Annotated in this window: 17 protein-coding genes; 5 read left to right on the top strand and 12 right to left on the bottom strand. The window is 72.9% G+C overall.

The features are described from left to right. Window positions 1-122: 122 nt before the first annotated feature. Both ACIRC0_RS09255 and ACIRC0_RS09250 read left to right on the top strand, forming a co-directional pair. Window positions 123-1775, top strand: a complete 1653-nt coding sequence (locus ACIRC0_RS09255) for a PspC domain-containing protein (protein ID WP_403613381.1) — start codon at window positions 123-125, stop codon at window positions 1773-1775. Beyond that, window positions 1762-2025, top strand: coding sequence for a hypothetical protein (locus tag ACIRC0_RS09250; protein WP_403613379.1), 264 nt, complete (start codon window positions 1762-1764; stop codon window positions 2023-2025). Before ACIRC0_RS09255 ends, ACIRC0_RS09250 begins: the two co-directional genes overlap by 14 nt. Here the strand turns inward: ACIRC0_RS09250 and ACIRC0_RS09245 are convergent. From ACIRC0_RS09245 to ACIRC0_RS09235, 3 genes are all read right to left on the bottom strand, one after another. Further along, on the bottom strand, window positions 2016-2546 hold the full coding sequence (locus tag ACIRC0_RS09245; protein ID WP_403613377.1) for a TQO small subunit DoxD: 531 nt from the start codon (window positions 2544-2546) through the stop codon (window positions 2016-2018). The two genes, ACIRC0_RS09250 and ACIRC0_RS09245, sit on opposite strands and share 10 nt — an antisense overlap. Window positions 2547-2802: 256 nt before the next feature. Then, complete coding sequence (locus ACIRC0_RS09240; RefSeq protein ID WP_403614682.1) at window positions 2803-4092, bottom strand: hypothetical protein; 1290 nt, start codon at window positions 4090-4092, stop codon at window positions 2803-2805. A gap of 265 nt (window positions 4093-4357) precedes the next feature. After that, complete coding sequence (locus tag ACIRC0_RS09235; RefSeq protein ID WP_403613375.1) at window positions 4358-5152, bottom strand: class II aldolase/adducin family protein; 795 nt, start codon at window positions 5150-5152, stop codon at window positions 4358-4360. A gap of 359 nt (window positions 5153-5511) precedes the next feature. On the opposite strand from ACIRC0_RS09235, the gene ACIRC0_RS09230 reads away from it, so the two are divergent. After that, complete coding sequence (locus ACIRC0_RS09230; protein WP_403614680.1) at window positions 5512-5985, top strand: pyridoxamine 5'-phosphate oxidase family protein; 474 nt, start codon at window positions 5512-5514, stop codon at window positions 5983-5985. Between the two features lie 9 nt (window positions 5986-5994). Here ACIRC0_RS09230 and guaA read toward each other — a convergent pair whose 3' ends face one another. Continuing rightward, complete coding sequence (guaA, locus tag ACIRC0_RS09225) at window positions 5995-7575, bottom strand: glutamine-hydrolyzing GMP synthase (RefSeq protein WP_403613373.1); 1581 nt, start codon at window positions 7573-7575, stop codon at window positions 5995-5997. Window positions 7576-7934: 359 nt separating this feature from the next. Here guaA and ACIRC0_RS09220 point away from each other — a divergent pair, with 359 nt between their 5' ends. Together ACIRC0_RS09220 and ACIRC0_RS09215 are read left to right on the top strand one after the other, a co-directional pair. Beyond that, window positions 7935-8225 (top strand): chorismate mutase, encoded by a 291-nt coding sequence (locus ACIRC0_RS09220; protein WP_103837487.1) that lies wholly within the window; start codon window positions 7935-7937, stop codon window positions 8223-8225. Between the two features lie 925 nt (window positions 8226-9150). Next, window positions 9151-10161: an LPXTG cell wall anchor domain-containing protein gene (locus ACIRC0_RS09215; protein WP_403613370.1), complete on the top strand. Its 1011-nt coding sequence runs from the start codon at window positions 9151-9153 to the stop codon at window positions 10159-10161. A gap of 92 nt (window positions 10162-10253) precedes the next feature. Here the strand turns inward: ACIRC0_RS09215 and ACIRC0_RS09210 are convergent, their stop codons facing one another. The 8 genes from ACIRC0_RS09210 to ACIRC0_RS09175 form a co-directional block, all read right to left on the bottom strand. Beyond that, window positions 10254-12059, bottom strand: a complete 1806-nt coding sequence (locus ACIRC0_RS09210; protein ID WP_403613368.1) for a GMC family oxidoreductase N-terminal domain-containing protein — start codon at window positions 12057-12059, stop codon at window positions 10254-10256. A 39-nt stretch (window positions 12060-12098) separates the two neighbouring features. Continuing rightward, window positions 12099-13739 (bottom strand): succinic semialdehyde dehydrogenase, encoded by a 1641-nt coding sequence (locus tag ACIRC0_RS09205; RefSeq protein WP_403613365.1) that lies wholly within the window; start codon window positions 13737-13739, stop codon window positions 12099-12101. Between the two features lie 115 nt (window positions 13740-13854). Beyond that, the gene (locus tag ACIRC0_RS09200) at window positions 13855-15639 is read right to left on the bottom strand and encodes a protein kinase (RefSeq protein WP_403613362.1); all 1785 of its coding nucleotides are present in this window, start codon (window positions 15637-15639) and stop codon (window positions 13855-13857) included. An 88-nt stretch (window positions 15640-15727) separates the two neighbouring features. Next, window positions 15728-17362 (bottom strand): serine/threonine-protein kinase, encoded by a 1635-nt coding sequence (locus tag ACIRC0_RS09195; RefSeq protein ID WP_403613359.1) that lies wholly within the window; start codon window positions 17360-17362, stop codon window positions 15728-15730. Between the two features lie 87 nt (window positions 17363-17449). Then, a complete protein-coding gene (locus ACIRC0_RS09190) occupies window positions 17450-19066 on the bottom strand; it encodes a serine/threonine-protein kinase (RefSeq protein ID WP_403613357.1) in 1617 nt (538 codons plus the stop codon). A gap of 120 nt (window positions 19067-19186) precedes the next feature. Further along, window positions 19187-20824 (bottom strand): serine/threonine-protein kinase, encoded by a 1638-nt coding sequence (locus ACIRC0_RS09185; RefSeq protein ID WP_403614678.1) that lies wholly within the window; start codon window positions 20822-20824, stop codon window positions 19187-19189. Between the two features lie 174 nt (window positions 20825-20998). Beyond that, window positions 20999-23467, bottom strand: a complete 2469-nt coding sequence (locus tag ACIRC0_RS09180; protein ID WP_403613354.1) for a protein kinase — start codon at window positions 23465-23467, stop codon at window positions 20999-21001. Window positions 23468-23640: 173 nt separating this feature from the next. Next, window positions 23641-25686 (bottom strand): serine/threonine-protein kinase, encoded by a 2046-nt coding sequence (locus ACIRC0_RS09175; protein WP_403614676.1) that lies wholly within the window; start codon window positions 25684-25686, stop codon window positions 23641-23643. Window positions 25687-25902 lie beyond the last annotated feature (216 nt).

Raw genomic sequence — 25902 nt, 5'->3', positions numbered from 1 at the left:
CCCTGATCTCCGAATGACGGGTGATCGAACACTTCCCCCGGCAGCCTGTCAGGGCAGATTTCAGGGTTGGGCCAGGGTCGTCCCGACTGCCGCCCGGCGCCTGCGGCGGCGACCATGGACGCATGACAGATCAGCAGCACGCGGCAGCGGGGCACGGCCACGGCCCTGGTGCCGGGCACGCCTCCACCGCGGGGCGCGGCCCCGGCGGGGAGCGGGGTGCCCGGACGCCGGGGGACGGCGCACCGGACGCCGCCCCGCAGCACGCCGTGCCCGCGTCCGGCCCTGCCGCGCCCGCTGCGCATGAGGAGCCGCGCGCGCATGCGGGCGCGGACGTGCGGCAGGATGCGGCCGTGCGCGAGAACGGAGGCGAGGACGCCGCCATGGGCCAGGACGCGGGCGGACACCGGGAGCCGGGCGCCCGCACGGGTGCGGCGGCGCGCGAGCGGTCCGGGGCCGGGAAGGCCGCGCCCGGACGCGGCGGAACCGCCACGCCCGACGGCGCGGCGGGCGCCGAGGAGCCCGGCCGGTTCCGGCGTGACCGGCGGCACAAGATGCTGGCGGGGGTCTGTTCGGGCCTGGCCCGGCAGTGCGACATGGATCCGGTGATCTTCCGGATCGTGCTGGCGGTGCTCTCTGCGGCGGGCGGCCTCGGCCTCCTCTTCTACGGCTTCGTCTGGCTCCTCGTGCCCTACGAGGACGAGGAGGAGAACGAGATCCGCAAGCTGCTGACGGGCCGCGTCGACGGTCAGGCCCTGGCCGCGGTGCTCTTCGCCCTGGTGGGCTGCGGAATCTTCCTGTCGATGCTCAGGAACGGCAGCGTGCTGACCTTCGCCGCCGTCCTGTCCCTGCTCCTCGCCGGCGCGGCGTACTGGTCGCTGCAGCGCGGCGCTCCGGACCCCGACCCGCTCACCGCGCAGGCGGTGGCCGACGCCCCGCCGGAGGCCACGGCACCGCCCGTCCCCGCCTCCTACCCCTCCTGGTGGCGCGACCCCATCGTCAAGGACGGCACCCACGTGGGCGGTACGGGCTATCTGTGGGGCCCGACGGACACGGTCGGCCGAGACGTCGCGGCGGCGGTCGCCATCGCCCGTGGTTCCTCCTACTCCGAGCGCATACGGACCGAGCAGCGGCACAGACCACGGGGGCCGCGCTGGACAGGCGGCTGGGTGTTTCTCCTCGCCCTGCTCGCGGGTGGCCTCGGCACCCTGCTGACCTGGGACGACCGGGCGCTCGGCACGAGTCTGCAGACGGGCCTGGCCTGCGCGCTGGTGGTGTTCGGCGTGGGCATAGCGGTCAGCTCGTTCCTGGGCCGCACGGGTGCGGGCTCGGTCTTCCTCGCGGTGCTCACGGCGGCCCTGCTCGCCGCCTCGGCGGCCCTGCCGAAGGACATCGGCACCCAGTGGAGGCATGCCACCTGGGCGCCGGCCTCGGTGGCCGCCGTGCGGGAGAAGTACGACCTGGGCACCGGTGTCGGCACTCTTGATCTCAGCCGTCTCAGGCTCGCCGCGAACCAGACGGTGACGACACGGGCCCAGGTGGGGGTGGGTCAGTTGAAGGTGGTGGTTCCCAGGGAGGCGACGGTGGAGCTGAACATCGACACAGGGGTCGGCGACATCCGGTTGCCGGGCGAGACCGACAAGGACGTGGATGTGGAGCCGGGCAAGCACCGGCAGGTGACGCTCACCCCCGCGGCGGGGACGAAGAAGGCGGCCACGCTCCGCCTCGACCTCGAGGTCGGCGTGGGACAGGTGGAGGTGGACCGTGCTGCGTCATGAGTTCCAGCCGGGCCGGCTCGTGGCCGGGGCCTTCCTGGCCGGTTCGGGCGTCGCTTACGTGGGTGATGCCGGCGGGGCGTGGGAGACACCGTGGTTCGCGATCATTCCGATCGTGATCGGCGGCCTCTGTCTCGCGGCCGTGACCGGCCTGCTGGCCCGCGCGATACGCAGGCATCGGGCGCCCCGCGCCGGCCGGCAGGCCGGGGCGGAGGAGGCGAGGGCGGCCGCGGTGCCGCCGGCTCAGCGGTAGCCGCCCGTGCGTTGCCGTCGTCGGGCGCGCAGGGCGGCGTCGAGGGACAGGACCGGGGTGCCCGCGAGGACCAGGGGGATCCAGGCCATCAGATAAGCGAGGTCGTTCCCGTAGTAGTAGGGGGTCGAGGCCCAGCTGACGGTCAGCCACAGGCTCAGCGAGATCAGCGCGCCACCGAGCGCGGCGAGGCGTCCCAACAGGCCGAGGAGCGTGCCGATTCCGACGGCGAGTTCACCGAAGGCGATGGCGTAGCCGAAGCCGACGGGATGCTTCAGGGCCAGGTCGACCAGGGCCGGGATCGCCGACGAGCCGCGCACGGAGTGCATCAGCTCGCCGATGGACCCGGTGCCGGAGGCGTGCATGAAAGCGCTGTTGGTGAGCTTGTCCAAGCCCGCGTACATGAAGGTGATGCCGAGGAAGACGCGCAGTGGAACCAGTGCGTACCGCACGGCGGTGTCCCGCCAGGTGCTGCCCTCGTCGACGTAGGAGGTGTGGGAGTCCGTGCGAATGCCATGAACCATCGTGCCGCCGCCTCTCGCCCGCCGTGCCCAGCCCTTGCCCCTCAACAGACCATACGTACGAAAGGGGGCAACCGCTCAACCACTGCGCACACACTTTTCCCGCTCCTTGGCCCGGGAGTTCCGCATCGGCCCGGGATCGACGGGAGGACGCCCCCGCTCGGCAGGGCGGCCCCAGGGGCGCCCCGGCTGGGCCGAACGAGGCACCGCATCCGGCGGTCACGAGACTCCGGAGCCTGCTCGCACAGGCCGTGCCTGGTCACTCCGTCACGTCGATGGCCACCCGGTTGGTCTCCACCCCGGCAGCCGTCACCACCTGCACCTCGACCCTGCCCGGTTCCACATCTGCCGGCACCGGCACCGTCAGCAGGGTGTCCGTCGGGTTGCTGAAGCCGCCGACGACCGGGACCAACGGGACATGGACGTGCACGGCGCCGATGCGGACCACCATCCGGGACAGCCGGTCCGCGCTCTGGGCGCCGGGCGGTACGAAACCGGCGCCCCGGATCTCGATGTCGTCGCCCGTGCGGATCGGCGCGTCCAGGTCCCCCGCCTCCCGCGCCCGGACCACCGAGAGGATCACCGGACGTCCGCCCTCCGCGTACTTCCCGGCGAGGTAGGTGGCCGCCGAGACCAGGACCAGCAGCGCTAGTCCCCACGGCAGATCGGGGAGTTGGTCGGGGCGGCGGGCCAGCCGTACCACCGCGAAGACCAGGGCGACCGCGCTGACGATCACATACTGCGTGTCCGGGAAGCTGCCCCGCCCCGAGTCGTCCGTGAGCAGGTCCGCCGCCCGCGGCCGGTCGGCGCGCACCTTCTGCAGCCGCTGCCCGAGCACCCGCAGCCCGACCACCCGCCGCACGAGCACCGCGATCCCGCACACCACGGCGACCACTGTCACCACACCCACCCCGCGGGCGAGGCCGAGCCCGGCGATCAGCTCGTCGCGCCGGCCCTCGGCCGAGGCCGCCGTCAGTTCGACGACCAGCACCAGCACCGCGTACAGGACGAACAGCACCCAGCCCGCCCCCACCGCACGGGAGGTCGACAGCCGGTTGTCCTCCCCGATGACGGGCGCGAACGCCCCGCCGCGCGCCCGGTGCAGGTACCCGGCGGCGGTCAGCGCCCCTCCCACCAGCACCGCCGCGACCAGCCCGGCCGTGCGCGCCGCGGTCCACCCGGCGCCGATCGCGGTGAGCGCCTGTGCGAGCAGCAGGACGGCGACGGCACCCCACACCGCGATCGCCGTGCGCCGCCACAGCCGGCCCAGCCAGGCCTCGGCGTCCGCGCGACCGCGCTCGGCGACGACCGCGGCGGACTGGGTCAGCTCGTCGGACACCCACTGACGGGACGCGGACGCGGAGTGCGCGACCGCCGCGGGCAGCCCCCGCCCGGACGCGAACTCCTCCCGCTTCGCCAGGAACTCGGCGACCGCGCGCCGGTGCCCCTCGCGTGCGCCGTGCGGGCAGTCCCCGCAGGTGCAGCCACCCTCGTGCGCACCCGGGCCGCTCCCGCGCCGTTCGCCCTGCCTCGCCTCCTGCACCGTCACGCCCGCCGCCGCCTTCCCCGCGCCCGAACACCACACCGCGTCCGGCCGCCGATCGGGCCGGACTACGCTCACCGGAGCCACCCGGCCCCGCCTTACAACTGCCGTGTGACGACAGCGAATTGTGCCTTACGGAACACCTCCCGCGTCCGTCAGGTCCGGTCAGGGCGGGTGAAAGCGCGAACCCCCGGTTGACCTGGCCGACCGCCGTCGACATACCCCTGGCCGACCCGCCGTCGCCCCTTTTGACCCGTGCGGCGCCGGCGGGTCAGCCGAGCAGATCCGGTTCGCGGCGGGTGATGTCCTGCCACAGCGGCTGGTAGTTGATCCAGGCCACCAGGTCACCGCCGAGTTGCTCCCGGGTGGCCACCGCCTGTCGGTGGTCGATGAGGACGGGGCGTCCCGCGGCTTTCGCGGTCAGCTGCACCTGACAGGAGCGTTCCATCGACAGGAACCACCAGGCGGCCGCGTCCACCGAGTCGCCGACGGTCAGCAGCCCGTGGTTGCGCAGGACGAGCGCCTTGCGGCTGCCGAGCGCGGTCGCGATCCGGCGGCCCTCCTCGGCGTCGACGGCGACGCCGCTGTAGGCGTCGTACACGGCGTGATCCTCGTAGAAGGCGCAGGACTCCTGGGTGATGGGGTCCAGCAGATCGCCGAGTGCGGCGAGGGCCCGTCCGTGCGCCGAGTGGCAGTGGGCGACGGCGACGACATCGGGGCGAGCGGCGTGGACCTGGGCGTGCACGGTGAAGGCGGCCTGGTTCACGTGGTAGCGGCCGTCGATCACCTGGCCGTCCTGGTTGGCGAGCACCAGGTCGCTCACGGTGACGTGCCGGAACGACATTCCGAAGGGGTTGACCCAGAAGCAGTCCGTGAACTCCGGGTCGCGTGCGGTGATGTGTCCGGACACCCCGTCCTCGAAACCCAGCCGCCCGAAGATCCGCAGGGCGCCCGCGAGCCGTTCCTTGCGGTGCCTTCGCTCGTCCTCGACCGACTCGTGCATCGGCGGCATGGCGAACCGCAGCTGGTCGGTGGGCAGGGGCGGGGGCGGAGTGGGGCCGTGCATGGATCCTCCGGCACTTGACTTCCTCAACGGGCCGGAAGGTACCGCCGGTCGGACGAGGATGACAGCGCTGATTGGTAAAGATGCGGCGCAGGACCGGGAGGCGGCTCGAACCCGAGCCGGATGCGGCCGACACCCGAGACCCGCGGACCCGACACCCGAGCCCGGCGAATCCAACACCCGAGACCCGCCGACCCGACACCCGAGCCCCGCGGATCCGCTACCCGAGCCCGGCGAATCCAACACCCGAGACCCGCGGACCCGACACCCGAGCCCCGCAAAGCCGACACCCGGACCCCGCAAACCGATACCCGACAGAAGATGTCGGGTATCGGCGTCACACTCGCCGTATGGCAACGAGCATGTCAACGAACTGGGCGGCCTTCGCCGAAGCGGAACCGGACCTCGCCCGGACCGTCGAGGAACGTTTCGGATCCTTCACCCACCACGTCCTGGCGACGCTGCGCAGGGACGGCTCGCCCCGCACCACCGGTCTGGAGGTCCGCTTCCTGGACGGCGAGCTGTGGCTCGGCATGATGCCCGGCTCGCTCAAGGCACTCGACCTGCGCCGCGACCCCCGCTTCGCGCTCCAGGCGAACCCGGGGCCGGGCACCGGGATGGGCGGCGGTGATGTGCGGATCAGCGGGCGGGCCGTGGAGGTCGAGGACGACAGGACCAAGGGCGCGTACGTGAAAGAGGTGGAACCGCCGGAGCCGTTCCACCTCTTCCGCACCGAGCTGACGGAGGTCACGAGGACCTACGTCGAGGACGACATGTACCTCGTCGTCCAGGTCTGGACGCCCGGAGAGCCGGTGCGCACTCTCAAACGGACGTGACCTCGGGGCTCACTCCCACTCGATGGTGCCCGGCGGCTTGGACGTGACGTCCAGGACCACCCGGTTGACGTCGCGGACCTCGTTGGTGATCCGGGTGGAGATCTTCGCGAGGACGTCGTACGGGAGCCGGGACCAGTCGGCGGTCATGGCGTCCTCGGAGGAGACCGGGCGCAGCACGATCGGGTGGCCGTACGTCCGGCCGTCGCCCTGGACGCCGACGCTGCGGACGTCCGCGAGCAGGACCACCGGGCACTGCCAGATCTCCCGGTCGAGGCCGGCCGCCGTCAGTTCCTCGCGGGCGATGGCGTCGGCCTCACGCAGCAGGTCCAGGCGCTCCTTGGTGACCTCGCCGACGATACGGATGCCGAGGCCGGGGCCGGGGAACGGCTGGCGCTGGACGATCTCGTCCGGCAGGCCGAGCTCCTGGCCGACCATGCGGACCTCGTCCTTGAACAGCTTGCGCAGCGGCTCGATCAGCTTGAACTCGAGGTCCTCGGGAAGGCCGCCGACGTTGTGGTGCGACTTGATGTTGGCGGTGCCGGTGCCGCCACCGGACTCGACCACGTCGGGGTAGAGGGTGCCCTGGACGAGGAACTCGACCGCCGGGCCCTCGTCCGCGATGATCTCGGCCTGGGCCTGCTCGAAGACCCGGATGAACTCGCGGCCGATGATCTTCCGCTTCTCCTCGGGGTCCGAGACGCCCTTGAGCGCGGTGAGGAAACGCTCCTCCGCGTCGACGACCTTGAGCTGGACGCCGGTGGCCGCGACGAAGTCCTTCTCGACCTGCTCGGTCTCGCCCTTGCGCATCAGGCCGTGGTCGACGTACACGCAGGTCAGCTGGGAGCCGATGGCCTTCTGGACGAGGGCGGCGGCGACGGCGGAGTCCACGCCGCCGGACAGCCCGCAGATCGCGCGCTTGTCGCCGACCTGCTCGCGGATCGCCTCGACCTGCTCCTCGATCACGTTGCCGGTGGTCCAGGTGGGCTTCAGGCCGGCGCCGCGGTAGAGGAAGTGCTCCAGCACCTGCTGGCCGTGCGTGGAGTGCATGACCTCCGGGTGGTACTGGACGCCGTACAGCTTCTTCTCGTCGTTCTCGAAGGCGGCGACCGGGACGACGTCCGTGGAGGCCGTGACGGTGAAGCCCTCGGGCGCGGCGGAGCAGGCGTCGCCGTGGGACATCCAGACGGACTGCTCGGCAGGGGTGCCCTCGAAGAGGGTGGACGACGGCTTGGAGACGGCGAGGGCCGTACGGCCGTACTCGCGCGCTCCGGTGTTGTCGACGGTGCCGCCGAGGGTCTGCGCCATCAGCTGGAAGCCGTAGCACATGCCGAAGACGGGGACGCCGGACTCGAAGATCTCGCGGTCGAGACGGGGGGCGCCCTCCTCGTACACCGACGAGGGGCCGCCGGAGAGGATGATCGCCGCCGGGTTCTTGGCGAGCATCTCCTTCACCGGCATGGTGCTCGGCACGATCTCGCTGTAGACCCGGGCCTCGCGGACGCGACGGGCGATGAGCTGGGCGTACTGCGCACCGAAGTCGACGACCAGGACGGTGTCGGGAGCGGCGGCAGCGGGGGTCGCTGATGACACGGGGTGCCTTCCGGCGGTTGGGCGGGTCCTTGTGCCACCCGATTCTACCGAGGCGGCCGTGGGTGCCGTCCCGCCGCTGCCAGGGCCCCCGCCTGTGGACCCCACCCGTGGACCCGGTCTCACCATGCGGGCCGCATTGGACGCCGTCCTCCGCGACGGCATACTGGGCCCATGCTCACGCACGCGACGATCTTCGTCTTTACCTATGGCAACCGGCCCGCCGGCTGCCATGGTCGTGCTGCTTGAGCTACTGACAAGCGACTTCCCAGGCGCCCCGGGCCGACAAGGTCCGGGGCGCCTGGCGTTTCCCGGGTCCTGTCGCTCCGGGGCACCGCGTACCCGTCCACGAGGAGCCCCGCATGACCGCCACCGCAGCCACCGAGAAGACCGGCGCTCGCACCGACGACGCCGCGAACCTGATCAGCGACGCCCGTGAACGCATCGACTCGCTCGACGACCGCATCATCGGTCTCATCCAGGAACGGATGGCCGTCTCCGCCGTCATCCAGGAGGCCCGTATCGCCTCCGGCGGCCGGCGCGTGAACCTCTCCCGCGAGATGGAGGTCCTCGGCCACTACCGGGACGCGCTGGGCAAGCCCGGCACCGCCCTCGCGATGACCCTGCTCGAGCTGTGCCGGGGCCGGATCTGAGGGCCGCCCCGCCCCGGCTCGCCCCGCCCCGGCCCGGCCCGCCCCAGCCCGGACCTGACCGCCCCGGATCCGCGTTCCGCGGACGTACGTACGCATACCCCCTCACCCGTACGGCGCGTGACCGGCCCTGCGGCGACATCGTTGAGCCGGGCGTCCGTGCCAGCCAGGGGCGGGCCCGAAAGAACCACGCGTGGCTCCGCTGGAGCGATGAGACGTACGGATCGTGCTGTGCGTCGTGGGACCTCGCTCCAGGGATGTGACCGGACGGCAGGGGACAGCAGCCCGGTCACCCAGTAAACGGTCGGCTCCGGGGACGCCCGGAGCCGACCGGCGGAATCTGTTCAGAGGTGGTCGAAACGGTTGCGGAGGCCGTGACCCATCCAGCACGATGCGAGGAACAGAGAGTCGACGGCACCCCCACACGGTCCCTGGCGGACAACAGCATCGCTCCTCCCACCGACTGCCAATGGTCGACACCACGCGCGCTCCTCGCGCGCGCCGGAGCGCACCACCGGCGGTCACGCAGGCAAGCGGCGCAACCCCCCGGCGCCGCTCCCCGGGCACCGGCGCTGCCCTGACGTCGGTGCTGACGGAGAAGGGCCCCGCGGATTCCCCGAGCCCTCGGCCACGCCGAGCCGGGGTCCCCCCGCCGCGGGGCCTTTCGCCGTCCCACGCCTTGCTTCGCCTCAGATTGGGGTGCGGGGTGAGGACCTGGACCGTCGGCAGGCTTGTGCGATGCGCCGCCCAGCGGTCCCAGCCCCGGCCCGCGGCTTCGCCGGGGAGGGCGCTTCACAAGGCGCGCAAATATGTGACGCAGCACACATAAGGATTCTGTGAATGGGAGCGCAACCATTCACCAGCCCCACGGGTCACACCTGGCGAATCACGGGCCACACCCGCGCCGCCACGCGGCGGCCTCCCCAAGATGCGTCGCGTCACAGCGGCGCACCGACTCTTCGAGGTCTTCATGAAGCTTCGCCGTGCCCTGGCCGCCGCGGCGGCGACGGCTGCCATAGCCCCGCTCGCGCTGCTGTCGGCACCGGCCGCGTTCGCGTCGGACGCCACGTCGTCCCCGTCGACCAGCGTTTCCCCGTCCGACACGTCGTCCGCCAGCGCGTCCGCGTCCGCGAGCCAGTCGGCGTCCTCGAGCGCTTCCGCGTCCGCGTCGGCGTCCGCGAGCCAGTCGTCCTCGCCGAGCAACAGCGCCTCCAGCCCGGCACCCACCACCTCCGCGCCCGAGGACACGGAGTCCCCGGAGCCCGAGCCGTCCCTCTGTGAGGACACCAAGGTCGACGTCACCATCACCGGTCTGCCGGGCAAGATCGCGGCAGGCAGCGGCTGGCACAAGTTCTCGCTCGACGTGGCGAACAACTCCGGCCACACGCTCCAGGACCTCGACTTCTTCGCCGGGGCCTCCGCCGACAAGGCCGGCGAGAACCTGTTCACGAGCAAGCAGGTCCAGCTCCAGGCCTGGAACCCGGAGGACAACGTCTGGGAGAACCTGAACGACGGCGGTTACGCGGTCGGTTACGTCGGCTACACCGACGAGCTGAAGCCCGACTACGAGGTCAACGTCCCGCTCCGCATCAACGTGGCCAAGTCCGCCCCGGTCGGCGCCGGCTTCTCGCTGGGCGCGACGATCTACGCGGACAACGACGCCAAGTGCACGGGCGCCGGTGAGGTCTCCTACAAGTTCCAGATCGTCTCCCCGGGCACCGACACCGACGGCACCAAGCCTCAGGAGGGCGGCAAGGCCCCGGTCACGAGCTCCAAGCCGAGCAGCACCACGCCGAAGGTGACCGGCACCCTCGCCTCCACCGGTTCCTCCTCCGCGCTGCCGACCATCGCGCTCGTCGGCGGTGTCGCCGTCGTCGCCGGTGGTGGCGTCATGTTCGCGGTGCGGCGCCGCAAGGCCGGGGGCCACGCCGCCGCGTAACCGTCGCGGGCGGACCACGCCTTGAAGCAAGGAGAAGGACCTGGGCTCGGAGGGGGGCCCAGGTCCTTCTTCACTCTCCTGACCGGTCTGCGCTACTGCTTCGGCGGCACCGCGGGCATCCCGAGGAACGGCAGCCGCAGCGCCCCGAACGCCTTGGCCGGCACCGCCGGGTGACGGGGTTCCACCGGCTTCAGCCGTTCGTACCGCGCCCCCTGCGCCGGGCGCGGATCCGCCTCGCCCTTGTTCGGCCAGTACGACATCGCCCGCTCGGCCTGCGCGGTGATCGTCAGCGAAGGGTTGACGCCCAGGTTCGCCGACACCGCCGCGCCGTCGACCACCGAGATGCCGGGGTGGCCGTAGAGCCGGTGGTAGGGGTCGATGACCCCGGTCTCGCGGGAGTCGCCGATCGGGCAGCCGCCGAGGAAGTGGGCGGTCAGCGGGGTGCCCATCAGTTCGCCGACGTTGCTGCCCGCGAAACCGTTGATCTCGGCGGCGAGCACGGACGCAGCCTCCGAGGCCGCCCTGATCTGCTTCGGGTTGGGCCTGCCATGGCCCTGCCGGGCCGTCAGCAGGCCCTTGCCGACGCCGTTCGGCTTCAGATACGTCGTCAGGGAGTTGTCCAGCGACTGCATCACCAGGCCGATGATGGTCCGCTCCGACCAGCGCCGGTTGGACAGCGAGCGGACCATCAGCCACGGGTGGCGTGCCGCGTTCGCGAGCCAGGCCAGGGCGCGGGAGCGGCCCTCCGCGTAGGGGACCTGGAGGATCGACAGGCCGCCCATCGCGTTCGAGCCCCTGCCGTAGCGGACCGGCTCGATGTGCGTGTTCTCGTCCGGGTGGATCGAGGACGTGATCGCCACGCCCCGCGTGAAGTCGACCTTCGGCGCGCCGTGCGCCGTGCGGTAGCGCCGGTTGTCCGTCTGCGCGCCCACCAGTGCCTCGGAGTTGGTACGGGTCAGCTCGCCCAGCCGGTCGGAGAGGTACGGCAGTTGGCCGTTCGCCTTCATGCGGTGCAGCAGGGTCTGGGTTCCGTACGTGCCCGCCGCGAGCACCACCTGCCGTGCCCTGAAGACGCGCCCCCTGCCCTTGCGCCGGTCGTCCGTCGGCAGGGTCGCCACGGCGTACCCGCCCTGCGAGTCGTCCGTGACCGACACGACCGTCGTCATCGGGTGCACGACCGCGCCCGCCTTCTCGGCGAGGTGGAGGTAGTTCTCGTTGAGGGTGTTCTTCGCGCCGCGCCGGCAGCCCGTCATGCACTCGCCGCACTCGGTGCACGCCCGGCGGGCCGGACCGGCGCCGCCGAAGTACGGGTCCGGGACCTCCTCGCCGGGCCGGGCCTTCACCGTTCCGTCGGCGTCCTCGCCGTCACCGAAGAACACGCCCACCGGTGCCAGGTGGAAGGTGTCCCCGACCCCCATCCGCTCGGCCGCCGCCTTGAGGTGCACGTCTGAGGGGGTCATGGTCGGGTTGAGCCGTACGCCGAGCATGCGCCGGGCCTGGTCGTAGTACGGGTTCAGCTCCTCCTGCCAGTCGGTGATCCCCCGCCACTGCGGGTCGTCGAAGAAGGCCTTCGGCGGTACGTAGAGGGTGTTGGCGTAGTTGAGGGAGCCACCGCCGACGCCGGCGCCCGCGAGGACCATGACGTTGCCCAGCAGGTGGATGCGCTGGATGCCGTACATGCCCAGGGCGGGCGCCCAGAGGTAGTTCTTCAGGTCCCAGGAGTTCTTCGGCAGCGTCTCGCGGGTGAAGCGGCGGCCCGCCTCGAGGACACCGACGCGGTAGCCCTTCTCCGTCAGCCGGAGCGCGGAGACGGATCCGCCGAACCCCGAGCCCACGACGATGACGTCGTAGTCATACCCGTCCTCGTCCCGGGTCTGGACAGACTTCTCCTGCGACACGTGCTCTCCTCGTTGAGAACGGGGTTGCCTGTTGGGGAACTAGCGGAGGCCGAGTGCCTTCATCACCTTCAGGCTCCGGCTCATGAACGCCGCGTACTTCTCGTCGTCCATCCCCAGCGACGGGGCCATCGGCAGCAGTCGCTGCTGGGCGACCGTCTGGGCCTCGGTGTACTTGAGGATGCCCTCCGAGCCGTGGCGGCGGCCGAGGCCGGAGTCCTTCATGCCGCCCATCGGGGACTGGACGCTGCCGTACGCCGGCGCGTAGCCCTCGTTGACGTTGACCGTGCCCGTGCGCAGCCGGGCCGCGACCGCGCGCCCCCGCCGCCCGTCCTTCGTCCAGACCGACGAATTCAGGCCGTACGGCGTGGCGTTGGCGCGCTCGATCGCCTCGTCCTCGCTCTTGAAACGGTAGATCGACACGACCGGGCCGAAGGTCTCCTCCGCGCACACCGCCATCGGGGCCTCGACGCCGTCGAGGATGGTCGGCTCGTAGAAGTACGGGCCGACGTCCGGCCGGGCCACCCCGCCGGCCAGCACCTTCGCCCCCTTGGCCACGGCCTCCTCGACGTGCCGGGTGACCGTCTCGAGCTGCCGCTCGCCGACCAGCGACCCCATGTCGGCGCCGTAGGCGAGGGACGTGCCGAGCCGCAGGGCCTTGGTGCGGGCGACGAACCGCTCCAGGAAGGCGTCCGCGATCGACTCGTGGACGTACAACCGCTCGATGGAGATGCACAGTTGCCCGGCGGAGGAGAAGCAGGCCCGCACCGCGCCCGCGGCGGCCTTCTCGATGTCGGCGTCCTCGAGGACCAGCATGGCGTTCTTCCCGCCGAGTTCGAGGGAGACGCCGACCAGCCGGGCGGCGGCGCCCTGCGCGACCTCGCGACCGGTGCGGGTGGAGCCGGTGAAGGAGACGTAGTCGGCGTGCTTGACGACCTCCGGGCCGACGACCGGGCCGTCGCCGATGACGACCTGGAAGACCTCGGCGGGCAGTCCGGCCTCGATCAGCAGGTCGCGCGCCCACAGCGCGGTCAGGCAGGTCTCCGTGTCGGGCTTCATCACCACCGCGTTGCCCGCGGCGAAGGCGGGGAGCGCGTCGCCGACCGACAGCTCCAGCGGGTAGTTCCAGGGGGCGATCTGTCCGACCACGCCGCGCGGGTGGCGCAGTTCGGTGACCTTGGTCAGCGTCGGTACGGCGCCGGTGTGCCGCTTCGGCCTCAGGTACGAGGGCGCCTTGCGGCCGTAGTGCCGGGCCGCGACGGCGACGGCCTGCACCTCCTCGTGGGCGTGCAGACGGGCCTTTCCGGTCTCCAGCTGGATCAGGTCGAGGACCTCGGCCTGCCGCTCCAGCACCAGGTCGTGGAAGCGGAGGAGCACCGCGGCGCGCTCCCGCACGGGCGTCTGCGCCCAGACGGCCTGGGCGACGCGGGCCCGTTCGAAGGCGAGGGCGACGTCCTCGGGGGTGGACTCGGGCAGGTCGGCCAGCTTCTCGCCGGTGAACGGCGTGTGGTTGGCGGTGCGTCCCGAGCCGGCCACACCCTTGGTGAGCTGGGCGACCAGCTCCGGCGTCACCACGTCGACGGCGGTGCGGGCGCCCGTGGGGGCGGGAGCGAGGGGGTTGGTGCCGGCCGTGCCCGTACCGGTCTGTGCGGTGGCCTTCTCCGGGGCCTGCGAGTCCGTCATGAGGCGCAGGGTATGCCGGGGCGGAGCGTTTGGGTACCCGTCGGTAACGCGCTTTCACGGGGCGTCCACACCGCGCCAGTGACCGCTGGCAGCGAATGCGCTGATCAGGGCGTCGTCACGACCCCGGCATGTCCTTGCCCACTTTCAGGCGGTCCCGGGCACCCTTGAACAACAAGGTGCCGCGCTTCTCGTCCGGGGTGCCCTTCGGCATGTCCACGCGCAGCGCGTAGTACTCACGGGCCGCCGTGACGATCAGCAGCTGCAGGACGCGGTACCGCTTCTTCCCCACCGTGTAGGTGGTGTCGGTGAGCATGGCGTCGTCGCCGTGGAAGCTCGTGGGGGTGTAGAGGGTGCCGGGGTCGTCGGCGGACCAGGAGGCGGTGGCCTGCCGCGCCCAGGCCTTCAGGGGGGTGGGGACCGATGTCTCCCGGGTCAGGCGGAGCCGGACGGTGTCGTCGCCGTAGGTCACCGTGCGGTCCGTGGCGGTGCCCCGGGCGATGTCCGACGGTACGGAGACGATCGCGTCGAGCTTCGCCTCGCGGTGGGCGGTCCAGGAGCTCGGGGAGGCGATGGCCGGGGCCGAGCTGTAGGTGGCGGTGTGTTCGGCGCCGCCCTCGCTCTCGGGGGTGTCGAAGTAGGAGGTGCCGATCCAGGTGCCGCCGACGAGGAGGACACCGAGCGCGGCGACGGGGGCCGGGCGCAGGAGGGCGGGGCGCTTCGGCTTCACCACCGGCGCCGCCACGGCGACGGTCTCCGGGGCGGGCGGCGCGGGGGCCTCCGGCTCGGACGGCTTGGCGGCGTCCTGCCGGGACGGCTTGGCAGCGTCCGGCTCGGGCGGCGAGGCGGCCCCCCGCTCGGACGGCGAGACGGCCTCCGCCAGCGGCGCGGCTTCCGGTGACGTGCCGGGACCGCCGTCGTCCACGGTGCCGGGCCCGTCCTCTACGGTGCCGGGGCCGTCGTCCTCCGCAGGCCGCGACGGCGCGGCCCAGAACCGTACCGTCCGGACGTCATCGGCGAACTCCCCCAGTCCGGAGCAGTCCTGAGCATCCGTCGACTCCTCCCGTTCCGCACCCGGCGCCGCCCACCCCCCGGCCACCGTCTCCAGCACCGCACCGACCTCCTCCGCGCCGGGCCGCCGCTCGGGTTCCTTGTCCAGCAGCCGTGCGATGAGGGGCCCGAGCCTCCCGGCCTGGCGGGGTTCGGGAGGATCGGTGGCGAGGATCGCGGCGAGCGTGGACTCCACCGTCGTACGGCGGAAGGGGGACGACCCTTCGACGGCGGCGTACAGCAGCACGCCCAGCGACCACAGGTCGGAGGCGGGACCCGCGATCCGGCCGGACATCCGTTCCGGTGCGATGAACTCCAGCGAGCCGACGAACTCCCCGGTGACGGTGAGGGATTCCTCGCCCTGGACGTGTGCGATGCCGAAGTCGGTGAGGACCACCCGGCCGCGCGGACCGAGCAGGACGTTCGCCGGCTTCACGTCGCGGTGCACGATGCCGACGCGGTGCGCCGCGTCCAGCGCGCCGACGACGGCGAGCCCGATGCGCGCCGCTTCCTCGGCCGGCAGCGGCCCACGGCGCAGCGCGTCCGCCAGGGACTCCCCTCGGACCAGCTCCATGACGATCCAGGGACATCCGTCCTCGACGATCACGTCGTGGATCGACACGGCCGCGGGATGGTCGACGCGGGCCGCGGCTCGTGCCTCGCGGTAGAGCCGGTGGGCGGCGCGCCGGTGCGCTTCGTCCTCCGGATCGCCGGGCAGATGGGGCTGTTTGACGGCGACGTCGCGCTCCATGAGCTCGTCCACGGCACGCCATACGGTGCCCATGCCGCCGGAGCCGAGGCGTTCGGTCAGCCGGTAGCGACCGTCGATCAGACGTCCCGCGTCAGTACGCATGCCCCATGAGTACCGTGCGGGGTCACGAGTTGTCGAAGCGGGTCCCGGTCGTCGGACGCATACCGTCCCATGGCGAGGCTCACGAGGGTCAGAGTCTGTCGATCTCCAGGTTCGCTATCGCCGTCCGCGCCACTTCGCGGCCGCGTTCCGTGAAATCGCCCTTCCCCGGGTAACTGACCGTCAGTTTGTACATGTCGCCCGCCGAGTTCTTGTAATAGAAGATCGTCAGCTCGCGCGGGCGCGGATTCAGGCTGTCGTCGGTCCTGTAGGCGACGGTGTTCTCGGCGGCTTTCCTGTCGTGGTACGTGATGCCGTCCTTCGGGGCCGTCCTCGGGCCCTTGGGCATGTCCAACTGGTAGGCGCCGCTGTTCTTGAAGGCGTCGTTGTCGGCGTACATCTCGGCCGCCGACGAGTCCTTGATCTGGTGGGAGGTGTCCTGGGACTTCCTCGCCAGGTGCAGGCCGATCGAGATGCTGCCGCTCCAGTCGGTGTACGTCACCCAGTTCTTGTCGGTGTCGTCCTTCTTCGGCCGGCTCGGCTGGTAGTCGGCGGGCACGGCGAGTGTGGCGCCCAGCGCCTTCTCCGGGTGTTGCCGCCAGCCGCCCGGCAGCGGGCCGGCGAACGGGTCCGCGACCACGAGGTACGCCGCCACCGCCGCCGCGACGACGGCCGCCCCGGCCGCGAGCAGGGTGCCGCGGCCCAGGCGGACGCCCTTGCGCCCGGGCACAGCGATCTGCACGGGCGCCGGCTCTCTCGCCGCCTCCTGAAGCAGCCGGCGCACCTCGGCCGCGTTCGGGCGGCGCGCCGGGTCCTTGTTCAGCAGGCCGCCGATGGCTTCGGCGAGCGGGCCCCGGGCGGAGGCCGGGGGCGCCGGTGTGGAGTTGAGGACCGACTGCAGGGTGGCGGGCGTGTTGGTGCGGCGGAACGGCGAGACGCCCTCCGTCGCCGCGTACAGCACCACCCCCAGCGACCACAGGTCCGACTCGGGGCCCGGGCGCCGGCCCAGCACCCGCTCCGGCGCGATGTACTCGGGGGAGCCGACGAAGCCGCCCGTCTCCGTCAGCTTCGTCTCGCCCTCGATCTGTGCGATGCCGAAGTCGGTGAGCACCACGCGGTCGTACCGGCCGAGCAGGATGTTGTCGGGCTTCACGTCGCGGTGCAGGACGCCCGCCGCGTGCGCGGCCTCCAGCGCGCCGAGCACCTCCAGGCCGATCCGTGCCGCCTCGCGCACGCCGAGCGTGCCCTCCTGGAGCACGTCGCCCAGGGAGCGGCCCCGCACCAGCTCCATCACGATCCACGGCCTGCCGTCCACGACGGCGACGTCGTGCACGTCGACGACCGCGGGGTGGTCGAGGCGGGCGGCGGCCCGTGCCTCACGGCGCATCCGCTCGTAGGCGTTGGCCCGTTCACGTTCGGGAAGGTGGTCGGGCACCCTGGGTTCCTTGACGGCGACCTCCCGGTCCACCGTCTCGTCCTTGGCCCGCCACACCGTGCCCATGCCGCCGTGCCCGAGCTTGGCGAGCAGCCGGTAGCGGCCGGCGACGAGCCGCCCGGCGCCCGGGTCGCCCGGAGCCTCGGGGGCGGCCTGGGTGGGGACGGCCTGGGCCTCCGGCTGCGGCCGGGCGTAGGGGTTTCCCGGGTACGGCACGGCCGGCCGCGGCGGTTGCAGTCCGAAACTCGTCGGTTCGCCGGCCTGCTGAGGTCTTCCCCCGTGGTCACTCATGGGCTCATGCCTATCGCGTCGGCCGCCCCCTCAGCCACCCTTGTCCCGTTCCAGTCACAGACCCGTGACGCGGGGCTTCGTGCGGGGTCACCCCGGAGCGAACGTGTCCACCGCCACGTCGAAGTACTCCTTCGCCTCCCGGACCTTCCCGACCGGCGCCGACACCCATACGTCGTACATCCGGCCGCCCTCGTCCCAGCACAGGTCGTAGGTGTGCCGCGGGCCCTCGGCCGCGGTGAAGCCGTCCCAGGTGAACTCCCACAGCGCCGCCGGGTTTCCGCGGTGCGAGGTCGCGGTGACCCGGCCGTCGTGGTAGCCCGGGTTGGTGGACGGCCCGTCCGCGTCCGAGCTCCGCATGACCGCGAGGGGGCCGCCCGCCGCGGGGTCCGCCACCTTGACGCCGAGGCGGAAGGTCCCTCCCGGCGACACGTAGAAGATCCGCTCGCCCTGCGGACTGCGGGTGAACCCGTCCGGTACGCCCAGCGAGAAACCGTTCGGGTCCCGCACCATCCGGTACCCGGAGGGCGCCGTGCGGGTGACCTCCGACGTCGCCGAGGCCGGCGCACGGGTCACCGTCACCGTGGGCGCGGGCCGGGCGGTGGACGGGAGCGTCGGCCCCCGGCTCACCGATGTGCGCGCCGGGCCCGGGCTCGCCGGGGCTCCCCCGCCGTCACCGCCGTCCCGCAGCAGCAGCGCCGCCGCCGAGACACCCGCGCCCGCCATGGCCGCGACCAGGGCGGCCGCCACGAACACGCCCCGCACGGACTGCCTGCCGGAGGCCGGCGTCACGGGCGCCTCCTGCGGGGACGACGGGGCGCCGCGAGGCACGTCCCGCTGCGTCGGCGTGTACGGCACCGGCGCCCCCGGTGTGCGCCCGGTCTCCAGGAACTCCCGCAGCAGCCGCTCCGCCTCCGCCGCGTCCAGACGCCGGTCGGGGTCGCGTTCCAGCAGCCCCCGGATGACGGGCAGGATCGGCCCGGCCTGCTCGGGCGGGCGGATCTCGCCCGCGACCACCGCGTGCAGGATGCCGCCCAACGAGTCGCGGCGGAACGGCGACTCGCCGCTCAGCGCCGTGCACAACAGGGCCCCGAGGGACCACAGGTCGGACTCGGGCCCGGTCCGTTCACCGGACATCCGTTCGGGCGCGGTGTACTCGGGGGAGCCGACGAAGGCGCCGGTCTCGGTGAGCGTGGTGGCGCCCGTGACCTGGGCGATGCCGAAGTCGGTGAGGACGACGCGGCCGGTGCCCGCCTCCAGCAGGACGTTCGCGGGTTTCAGATCACGGTGTAGCACGCCCGCGTCGTGCGCCCGGCGCAGCGCGCCCAGCAGGGCGATGCCGATACGGGCGGCCTCCCGGGCGTCGACCGGGCCGCGGGTGGCGATGCGCTGGGCGAGCGAGCCGCCGACGATCAGCTCCATCACGATGTACGGGCGTTCGTCGTGCTCCACGACGTCGTGGACCACGATGATGTGCGGGTGCCGCAACCCCGCCACCGCGCGCGCCTCGCGCAGGGTGCGCTCACGGTGCAGCCGGGCCTCCTCGGCGGACAGGGACAGGTCGAGGACGAGCTCCTTGACGGCCACCTGCCGGTCGAGGAGCTCGTCGGACGCCCGCCAGACGACGCCCATGCCGCCGCGGCCGATCCGCTCCTGAAGCCGGTAACGCCCCGCTACGACCCAGCCGTTCTCCCCCTCGGTCCCCATGCGCCCCATCATGCCGCACCCGCCGAGGACCTCCGGGACGACGCCGCGACGGTGGCCGACAACCGACCCACCGGTGGGCCTACGAGCCGCGTACGGCGGCCCGCCCGGGTGCGGTGCCCGTCAATCCGTAGGCGGACGCCACCCCCGCAGCACCGCCTGGAACTGCTGCTGCGTCGTCGTCCAGTCCGCCTCCGGGCCGGACATGTAGATGGCGTACTCGACGCCGTTGCGCGAGAAGTACGTCTCCTCGACGGCGTGGCGCGGCCCGGGGGCGGTCGCCGAGTCCTTCGCCAGCGCGGTCCAGGTGTACTCCCACAGGGAGCCCGGGCGGTCGCGGTAGATGTTCTTCCGCAGGACCACACGCTTGTAGTCGACCAGCTTGTGGAGCTGCTGCTCCAGATCGATCTGGTGGTCGTACGCGGTTTCGAAGTCGGGTGAGCTGTCGACGGCGATGCGGATGAAGTGCTCGCCGCCGTCGGGGGTGTAGTCGACCTGGTGGGTGGCCTGGTCGAACTCCTTCCGCTTCCAGTCCTTGGAGGGCACGGCGAGGCTGAATCCGTAGGGGTCGCGACGGCGCACCCAGCCGGCGGGGAGGTCACCTGTCGCGTCGGCCTCCTGCGTCCCCTGGGCGCTGGGCTCCAGGGACGGCGAAGCGGAGGAGGAAACGGACGCACCGGCCTTCCGGTCGCCCCCGTCCCACTTCTGCCACGCCACCGCGCCCCCCGCGCCGACGACCGCGGCCAGCGCGAGCACGAGCGCGGCCGTACGGGCCCGGTGCCGCTTGCGGGGCCGGGGCGCGGCCGGCACGGCCGGCTGGGGCACCGTGCCGCGGGCCGTCGCCGCCTCGCGCGCCTGCCGGGGGTGCAGCACGTTCGCGGTCGTGTCCCCGAACCCGCTCAGGTCGACGTGCTGCGTCGCCACGTACTCCTGTGCCGCCCTCGGCCGCCGTCCCTCGACCGCCTCGGCCAGCATCTGCTCCAGCCGCGACGCGTCGGGCCGCTCGGCCGGATCCTTGCGCAGCAGACCCGAGATCACCGCCTCCAGGGCGCCCGCGAACCGCGGCGCCGCCGGCTCCTCGTCGACGACGGCCTGCATGGTGGTCAGCGGCGAGGTCCGCCGGAACGGCGACCTGCCCTCCACCGCCGTGTACAGCGTGGCGCCGAGCGCCCACAGGTCGGAGGCCGGGCCCGGGTCGTGGCCGCGGACGCGCTCGGGCGCGAGGTAGTCGACCGATCCGACGATCTCTCCCGTGCGGGTGATGGTGGTGTCGCCCTCGACCTGCGCGATCCCGAAGTCGGTGAGCAGCACCCGCCCGTCGGCGGCGAGCAGGACGTTGCCGGGCTTCACGTCGCGGTGCAGCACGCCCGCGGAGTGCGCGGCACGCAGTGCGCGCAGCACCCACAGCCCGATCCGCGCGGCCTCGGTGGGCTCGACCCGGCTGCGTTCCTTGACCGCGTCGGCCAGCGAGCCGCCCTCGACGAGCTCCATGACGATCCACGGCCGGTTGTCGTGCTCCAGGACGTCGTGCACCGTGACGACGGCCGAGTGGTTGATGCGCGCGGCGGCCCGTGCCTCGGCGTGGGTACGGGCGAGGAGTACGGCTCGGTCACTTTCCGTGACGTACAGTGCGGCCGTCAGTTCCTTGATGGCGACCGCCCGGTGCAGCACCTCGTCGTGGGCGCGCCACACCCGGCCCATGCCGCCGCTGCCGATCGAGTCGACGAGCCGGTAGCGGCCCGCGAGGAGCAGGCCCTGCATCTGATTCACGTTTCCCCGCAATGTTCTTGACGAGGTCACATTAAAGAGCGGTCCCCGTGCAGGGAACCGGCGGGGCCGTAACGGAGACCGCACTGTGACGGTTCTCCCTTCCCCGTACGGGACGGAACCACCGCACACTCAGCGCAATCGGACCACCGTGGGGCCCGGGATCGGTCAGTTCGTCACCCTGTAGGTCGCCTCCGCCTGTTCGAACAGCCGGGTGACCTCGTCGCGTTCGGCGTCGGGGCCGCGCACCTGCACCACGTGGTAGTGGCCGCCGACGAGGACGGCGAGGTTGCGCACGAACAGCTCCTGCCCGTTGCCGTTCGTCCAGGTGAACTGCCCTTCGGCCATGGTCCGTCCGCCGACGTCGATGCGCCGCATCCCGCTGGAGGTGGCCCAGGTGGAGTCGCGGAACGGCTGCAGTTCGGGCTCCGACTCCCGCTGGTACGTCAGCGGGTCGCTGCCGTACCTGCCGGTGGTGTCGCGTCCGGGCACGACGATCAGCTCGAAGTCGCCCCGGGAGTAGACGACCTGGCCCTGCGCGTTCTTCGGCGTCCGGTCCCAGCCGTCGGCCACGGCGACGCTGAAGCCTTCGGGGTCCTTGCGCAGGGTGAATCCCTGGGCGACTTGGGTGCCGGTGGCCTGCGTCTGCGGTGAGTCGGCCGGTTTCGAGGGGCTGCTGGAGCCGCCCTGCTGCGGCTGCCCCGCGCCGCCCGTGTCCGACTGCTGCGGGGCGGGGCTCGCCTCCCCGGCGGCGCCGGTGCGGTCCCCCGCCGTGCCGCTGCCGCCGCTGCTGGTCCCGGCCTTCGGCATGAACGCCATCGCGTACGCGATCGCCGCGGCCAGCGCGAGCAGGATCAGCAGAAGAAGGGTGCGGCCGAGGCGGCGGGGCTGGGGGCGGCCGTCCTTGGCCCGCTTGTGACGGGCGTGGGTGGCGGCGGGCAGCCCGGCGCGCCGCCTGCGGACCAGTTCGCCCCGGCGTCGCACGATCGGCAGCCGGGTGGGGTCGACGGGCGGCGCCGCTATGACGTGCGCCCCCGCCTCCGGTTCGGGTGCGGACCGCACCAGGGAGCGCAGCCAGCCGCGCAGCTCCTCGAAGTCGGGCCGCTCGGTCGGGTCCTGGCGCAGCAACGACTCCACGACCGGACGCAGCGGGCCGCACTCCTCGGCGAAGGCGGGCGGCTCGGAGCAGACGAGCTGCACCAGCTCGGCGGTGCTCTCCTCGGGGTAGGGCGCGTGCCCCTGGACGGCCCGGAACAGCAGCGCGCCCAGCGCCCACAGGTCGGTCGCGGGCCCGATCGGCGGTGCCAGCTGCCAGTTCTCGTGCACGGGCCCGGCCTGTTCGGGCGCCCACCGTTCGGTGACCGGCCCGACCACGGCCATCCGGGCCTGCCGCGCCCGCTCGGCGGCGAGGGGGGTGGCGGGGCCGCGGTGGGGCCAGGGGGCGGCGGAAGGCGGGAGCGCGGCCCCCTCGTACGGGCCGCTGCCGTTGCCCTGAGGCCCGGGTGCGGCCTCGGGGGTGGGGGCCGTGGGGCGGGGCACGGCGCCGTGCCAGGACGCCGTACGGCCCGTGCCGTACGGGTCGGCGATCCGGCCCGGGGGCGGGGTGTCGGGGCCGCCGCCCTGGCCGGACGGCGACTGCGGCGGGGTGCCGGGGCCGGTGTCGGCCGGGCGGGGCGCTGGCAACGCCGTGTGGGGGCCGCGCTGTTCCTCCTGCACCCGTGCCGCGGCCCGGGCTCCGGCGCGGTAGGCCGCGATCGCCCCGGCCCGTGCCGCGCGCACGTCCTCCGCGGACTCCAGCGTGCGCGGCGCCACGGCGGGCACACCGGCGCCGGCCGGGCCCGCGCCCGGAGCGGCGCCGTTCGCCCGCGCCTCGATCGCCGCCCGCCGCGCGGCCTCGGCGTCCACACCGCGCAGCGACCCGCCGGGGCCGAACGGGCCGCCGCCGGATCCACCGGGCCGGGGAGCGGGCACGGGGGCCGTGGGGTCCTGATCCGTCGTACCGGACCCCGGCTCCGGCTCCCGTGCCGGCACCGGGTCGTACCCGCACAGCGCCTCCTCGGCCGCCCCGGCCGCCAGGCCGGTCAGTATCACGCGGCCGTCCTCGCAGACGAGCACCGTGCGAGCGGTGATGTTGCGGTGCACCCAGCCGTGGGCGTGCAGGACGCGCAACGCCATGAGGACGTCGGAGGCGACCTCGGCCGCGCGGTACGGCGTCAGCGGCTGCTCGGCGAGCAGGGCGGCGAGCGGGGTCGCGGCCACGAGTTCGCTCACGACCCACAGCGAGCCGCCCTCGGCGAACACGTCGAAGACCTGGTCGAGGCGGGGGTGGTCGGGTATCTGCGCGGCGGCCTGCGCGGCCTCGACGGCGCGCCGCACGGCCGGGTCGGTGGGCCGGCGCGTGGCCGTCGTCCGGCCCGGACCACCGCCGCGGCCGTCGCGCGCCACGAACCCCGCGGGCAGCCCGTCCGCGTCGAGCACCTCCGCCTCGACGACCTCGGGCAACGGCACCTGCCGTATCAGGACCTCCTGCCCGCTGTAGGTGTCGAAGGCCCGGGTCTCGGCGAACTCGTAGTCGTCGGCGGGGGGCAGCGGCAGGCGGTAGCGGTCGGCGAGTACCCGTCCCGCATAGTCGTCCACGATGCCTCCCCCGGCCGCCCGGTCGGTCAAGTCCGTTCGCCCCGCGTCCCGTTCCGAATGCGTACGGTTCGCGATCCGTCCTTCACGATACGTGCCGGAGGCAACCCGCAACCCGGGGATGTCATATCTGCCGCGACACGATCGGACGGAACGTCAGACGGACGCTCGGTACGTCACGACTTCGGCTGGAACGTCTCGGTCAGCGTCTTCCAGGTGTTCTTGCGCAGGTCCCCGTCCCAGTCGTCCGCCTTCGCCGTGTACATCAGCCCGTACCCCAGGTGCGAGTCGACGACGAATCCGCGGTCGATCACCCGGTAGGTGGTGCCCGAGTCCACGTAGGTGAACTCCCAGTCGGCGGTGTTCCAGCCGCGATAGTCCACCTCCTCGATACCGATCCGGTGGTACTGGGGGCGCACCATGTAGCGCTCCTGGCTGTTCCAGTCCGCCACCGGGTCGTCCTTCGGCGTGGACGTCCAGGCCACCAGCAGCCTCTGCCCGTTCGGCCCGGTGAAACGGTCGCCCGCGGAGTCCGACGACGCGTACTTCCAGCCGGCCGGCAAGCCGATCGAGTAGCCCTGACCGCCCTTGTGCGTCGTCACCGCGGCGCCGCCGCCCGCCGCACCGGAGGCCAACGCGCTGGCGCTCGCAGCGGGCGTGCTGTCCGCCGCGTTCTGCTGGTCCGATCCGTCCGTCGTGGTCGTGCCGGTGCTGCCGCTGTCCGAGCGGCTCCCGCCGCCGCCCTTGCCGCCGCCGCCCTTTCCGCCAGCGGTCGCGGCGGGCTTGGTGGTGCCCTTCGAGCCGTTCCGCGCGCCGTCGTCCCCGCCCGGCAGGGTGAGCGCGAGCACGGTCCCGAGCACGGCGAGCACCACGACGACGGCGACGATCACCAGCGTCCGCTTGGGCACCACGTCGGTGAGCGGCGCCCGGGGCGGCGTCACCGGTCGCGGCGGCCGGTCCGGGTCCGGCACGATGGGCCACCCCGAACTCGGCTTCGCCGGACCGGAGTTCGATCCGACGGCAGCCGTGTGTGACCGCGCGCCCGCCGAGGCCGCCCCCGAGCGTCCGGCGTCGGAGGCCCCGGTCTCGGGAGCGTCCACACGCTCGGCCACCGCACCCTCGGCCACCTTGGCGGGGGCGGAGCTCTTGGTCCGCGCGGCCGTCGCGGCACCGGCCGTCGCCGCGCCCGCCGACGCCGCCGCCTTGCGCACCGACCGCAGGGCCCCGCGCAGCCGATCCGCGGCCTCCTCGCCCCGCTTGGTCCCGGAGCCCGACGCGCCCTTCCCCTTCTCCTTCTCCTTGGACTCCTCCGGCACCGGCGGCAACGCCACGACCCGTGTCGCGTCCGCCGGCACCTCCTCCTCCGTATCGGGCGCGTGGATGACCTCGTTGAGCATCGCCCGCGCGCCCGCGTCGTCGAGCCGCTGCCCCGGGTCCTTGGTGAGCAGCCCGTAGATGACGTTCTTCAGCGGGCCGGCGTTCTTCGGCTCCTCGAGCGGCTCGGTCATCACCGCGGTCAGGGTGGCGATGGCCGACCCCTTGTCGTACGGCGGCACGCCCTCGACGGCCGCGTACAGCAGTCCGCCGAGCGACCACAGGTCCGCCGCCGGGCCGGGCTTGTGGCCACGGGCCCGCTCCGGCGAGATGTAGGAGGGGGCGCCGACGAGCATGCCGGTGGAGGTGATGGACGGGTCGCCCTCGACCTGAGCGATGCCGAAGTCGGTGAGCACGACCCGGCCGTCCTCGTCGATCAGCACGTTCGACGGCTTCACGTCGCGGTGCAGGATGCCCTCGCGGTGCGCGGCGCGCAGCACGTCGAGGATCGCGAGCCCGACCTCGGCTGCGCGCTTCGGTTCGAGCAGACCGTCCTCGCGGATGACCTCGGCGAGCGACTTGCCCTCGATCAGCTCCATGACGATCCAGGGCCGGTCGTCCTCGTGGACCACGTCGTAGACGGTCACCGCGCCGTTGTCGCGGATCCGGGCGATCGCCTTGGCCTCCCGCAGCGTGCGCGTGATGAGCCGGCGCTTCTCGTCCTCGTCGATGTTCGACGGGAACCTGAGCTCCTTGACGGCGACCGTACGTCCCAGGGTCTCGTCCTCGGCCCGCCACACCGTGCCCATGCCGCCGCGGCCGAGTACGTCCCCCAGCCGGTACCGCCCGGCGAGGAGACGTTCGCTCTTGTCCTGACGGGTTGTTCCCGCCCGCTCCGCCTCCGACATGCGTCCCCTCATGCAACCCGCCCTGACAGAGCCTCCATTGTCCCCCACGGACGGACCACCCCACGCCCAGGGTGCCCCTGATTCGACGGCTCCCCCCGGTCGGAGGACGCCCGGAGGCGGCGGACCGGGGCGGTGCGGCGGCCCGGGCGTACGCCGGGCACCCGGATCGCGCCGACGTCACACCCTGCCGCGCCCCACCGCGCCGCCGCGCCTGCC

Origin of the sequence: Streptomyces sp. NPDC093984 (genome assembly GCF_044764595.1) — a bacterium.
In the GTDB taxonomy this organism is placed as follows: domain Bacteria; phylum Actinomycetota; class Actinomycetes; order Streptomycetales; family Streptomycetaceae; genus Streptomyces; species Streptomyces cynarae.
Note: the sequence above shows the minus strand (reverse complement) of the source record. Positions and strands in the feature narration are given on the sequence as shown.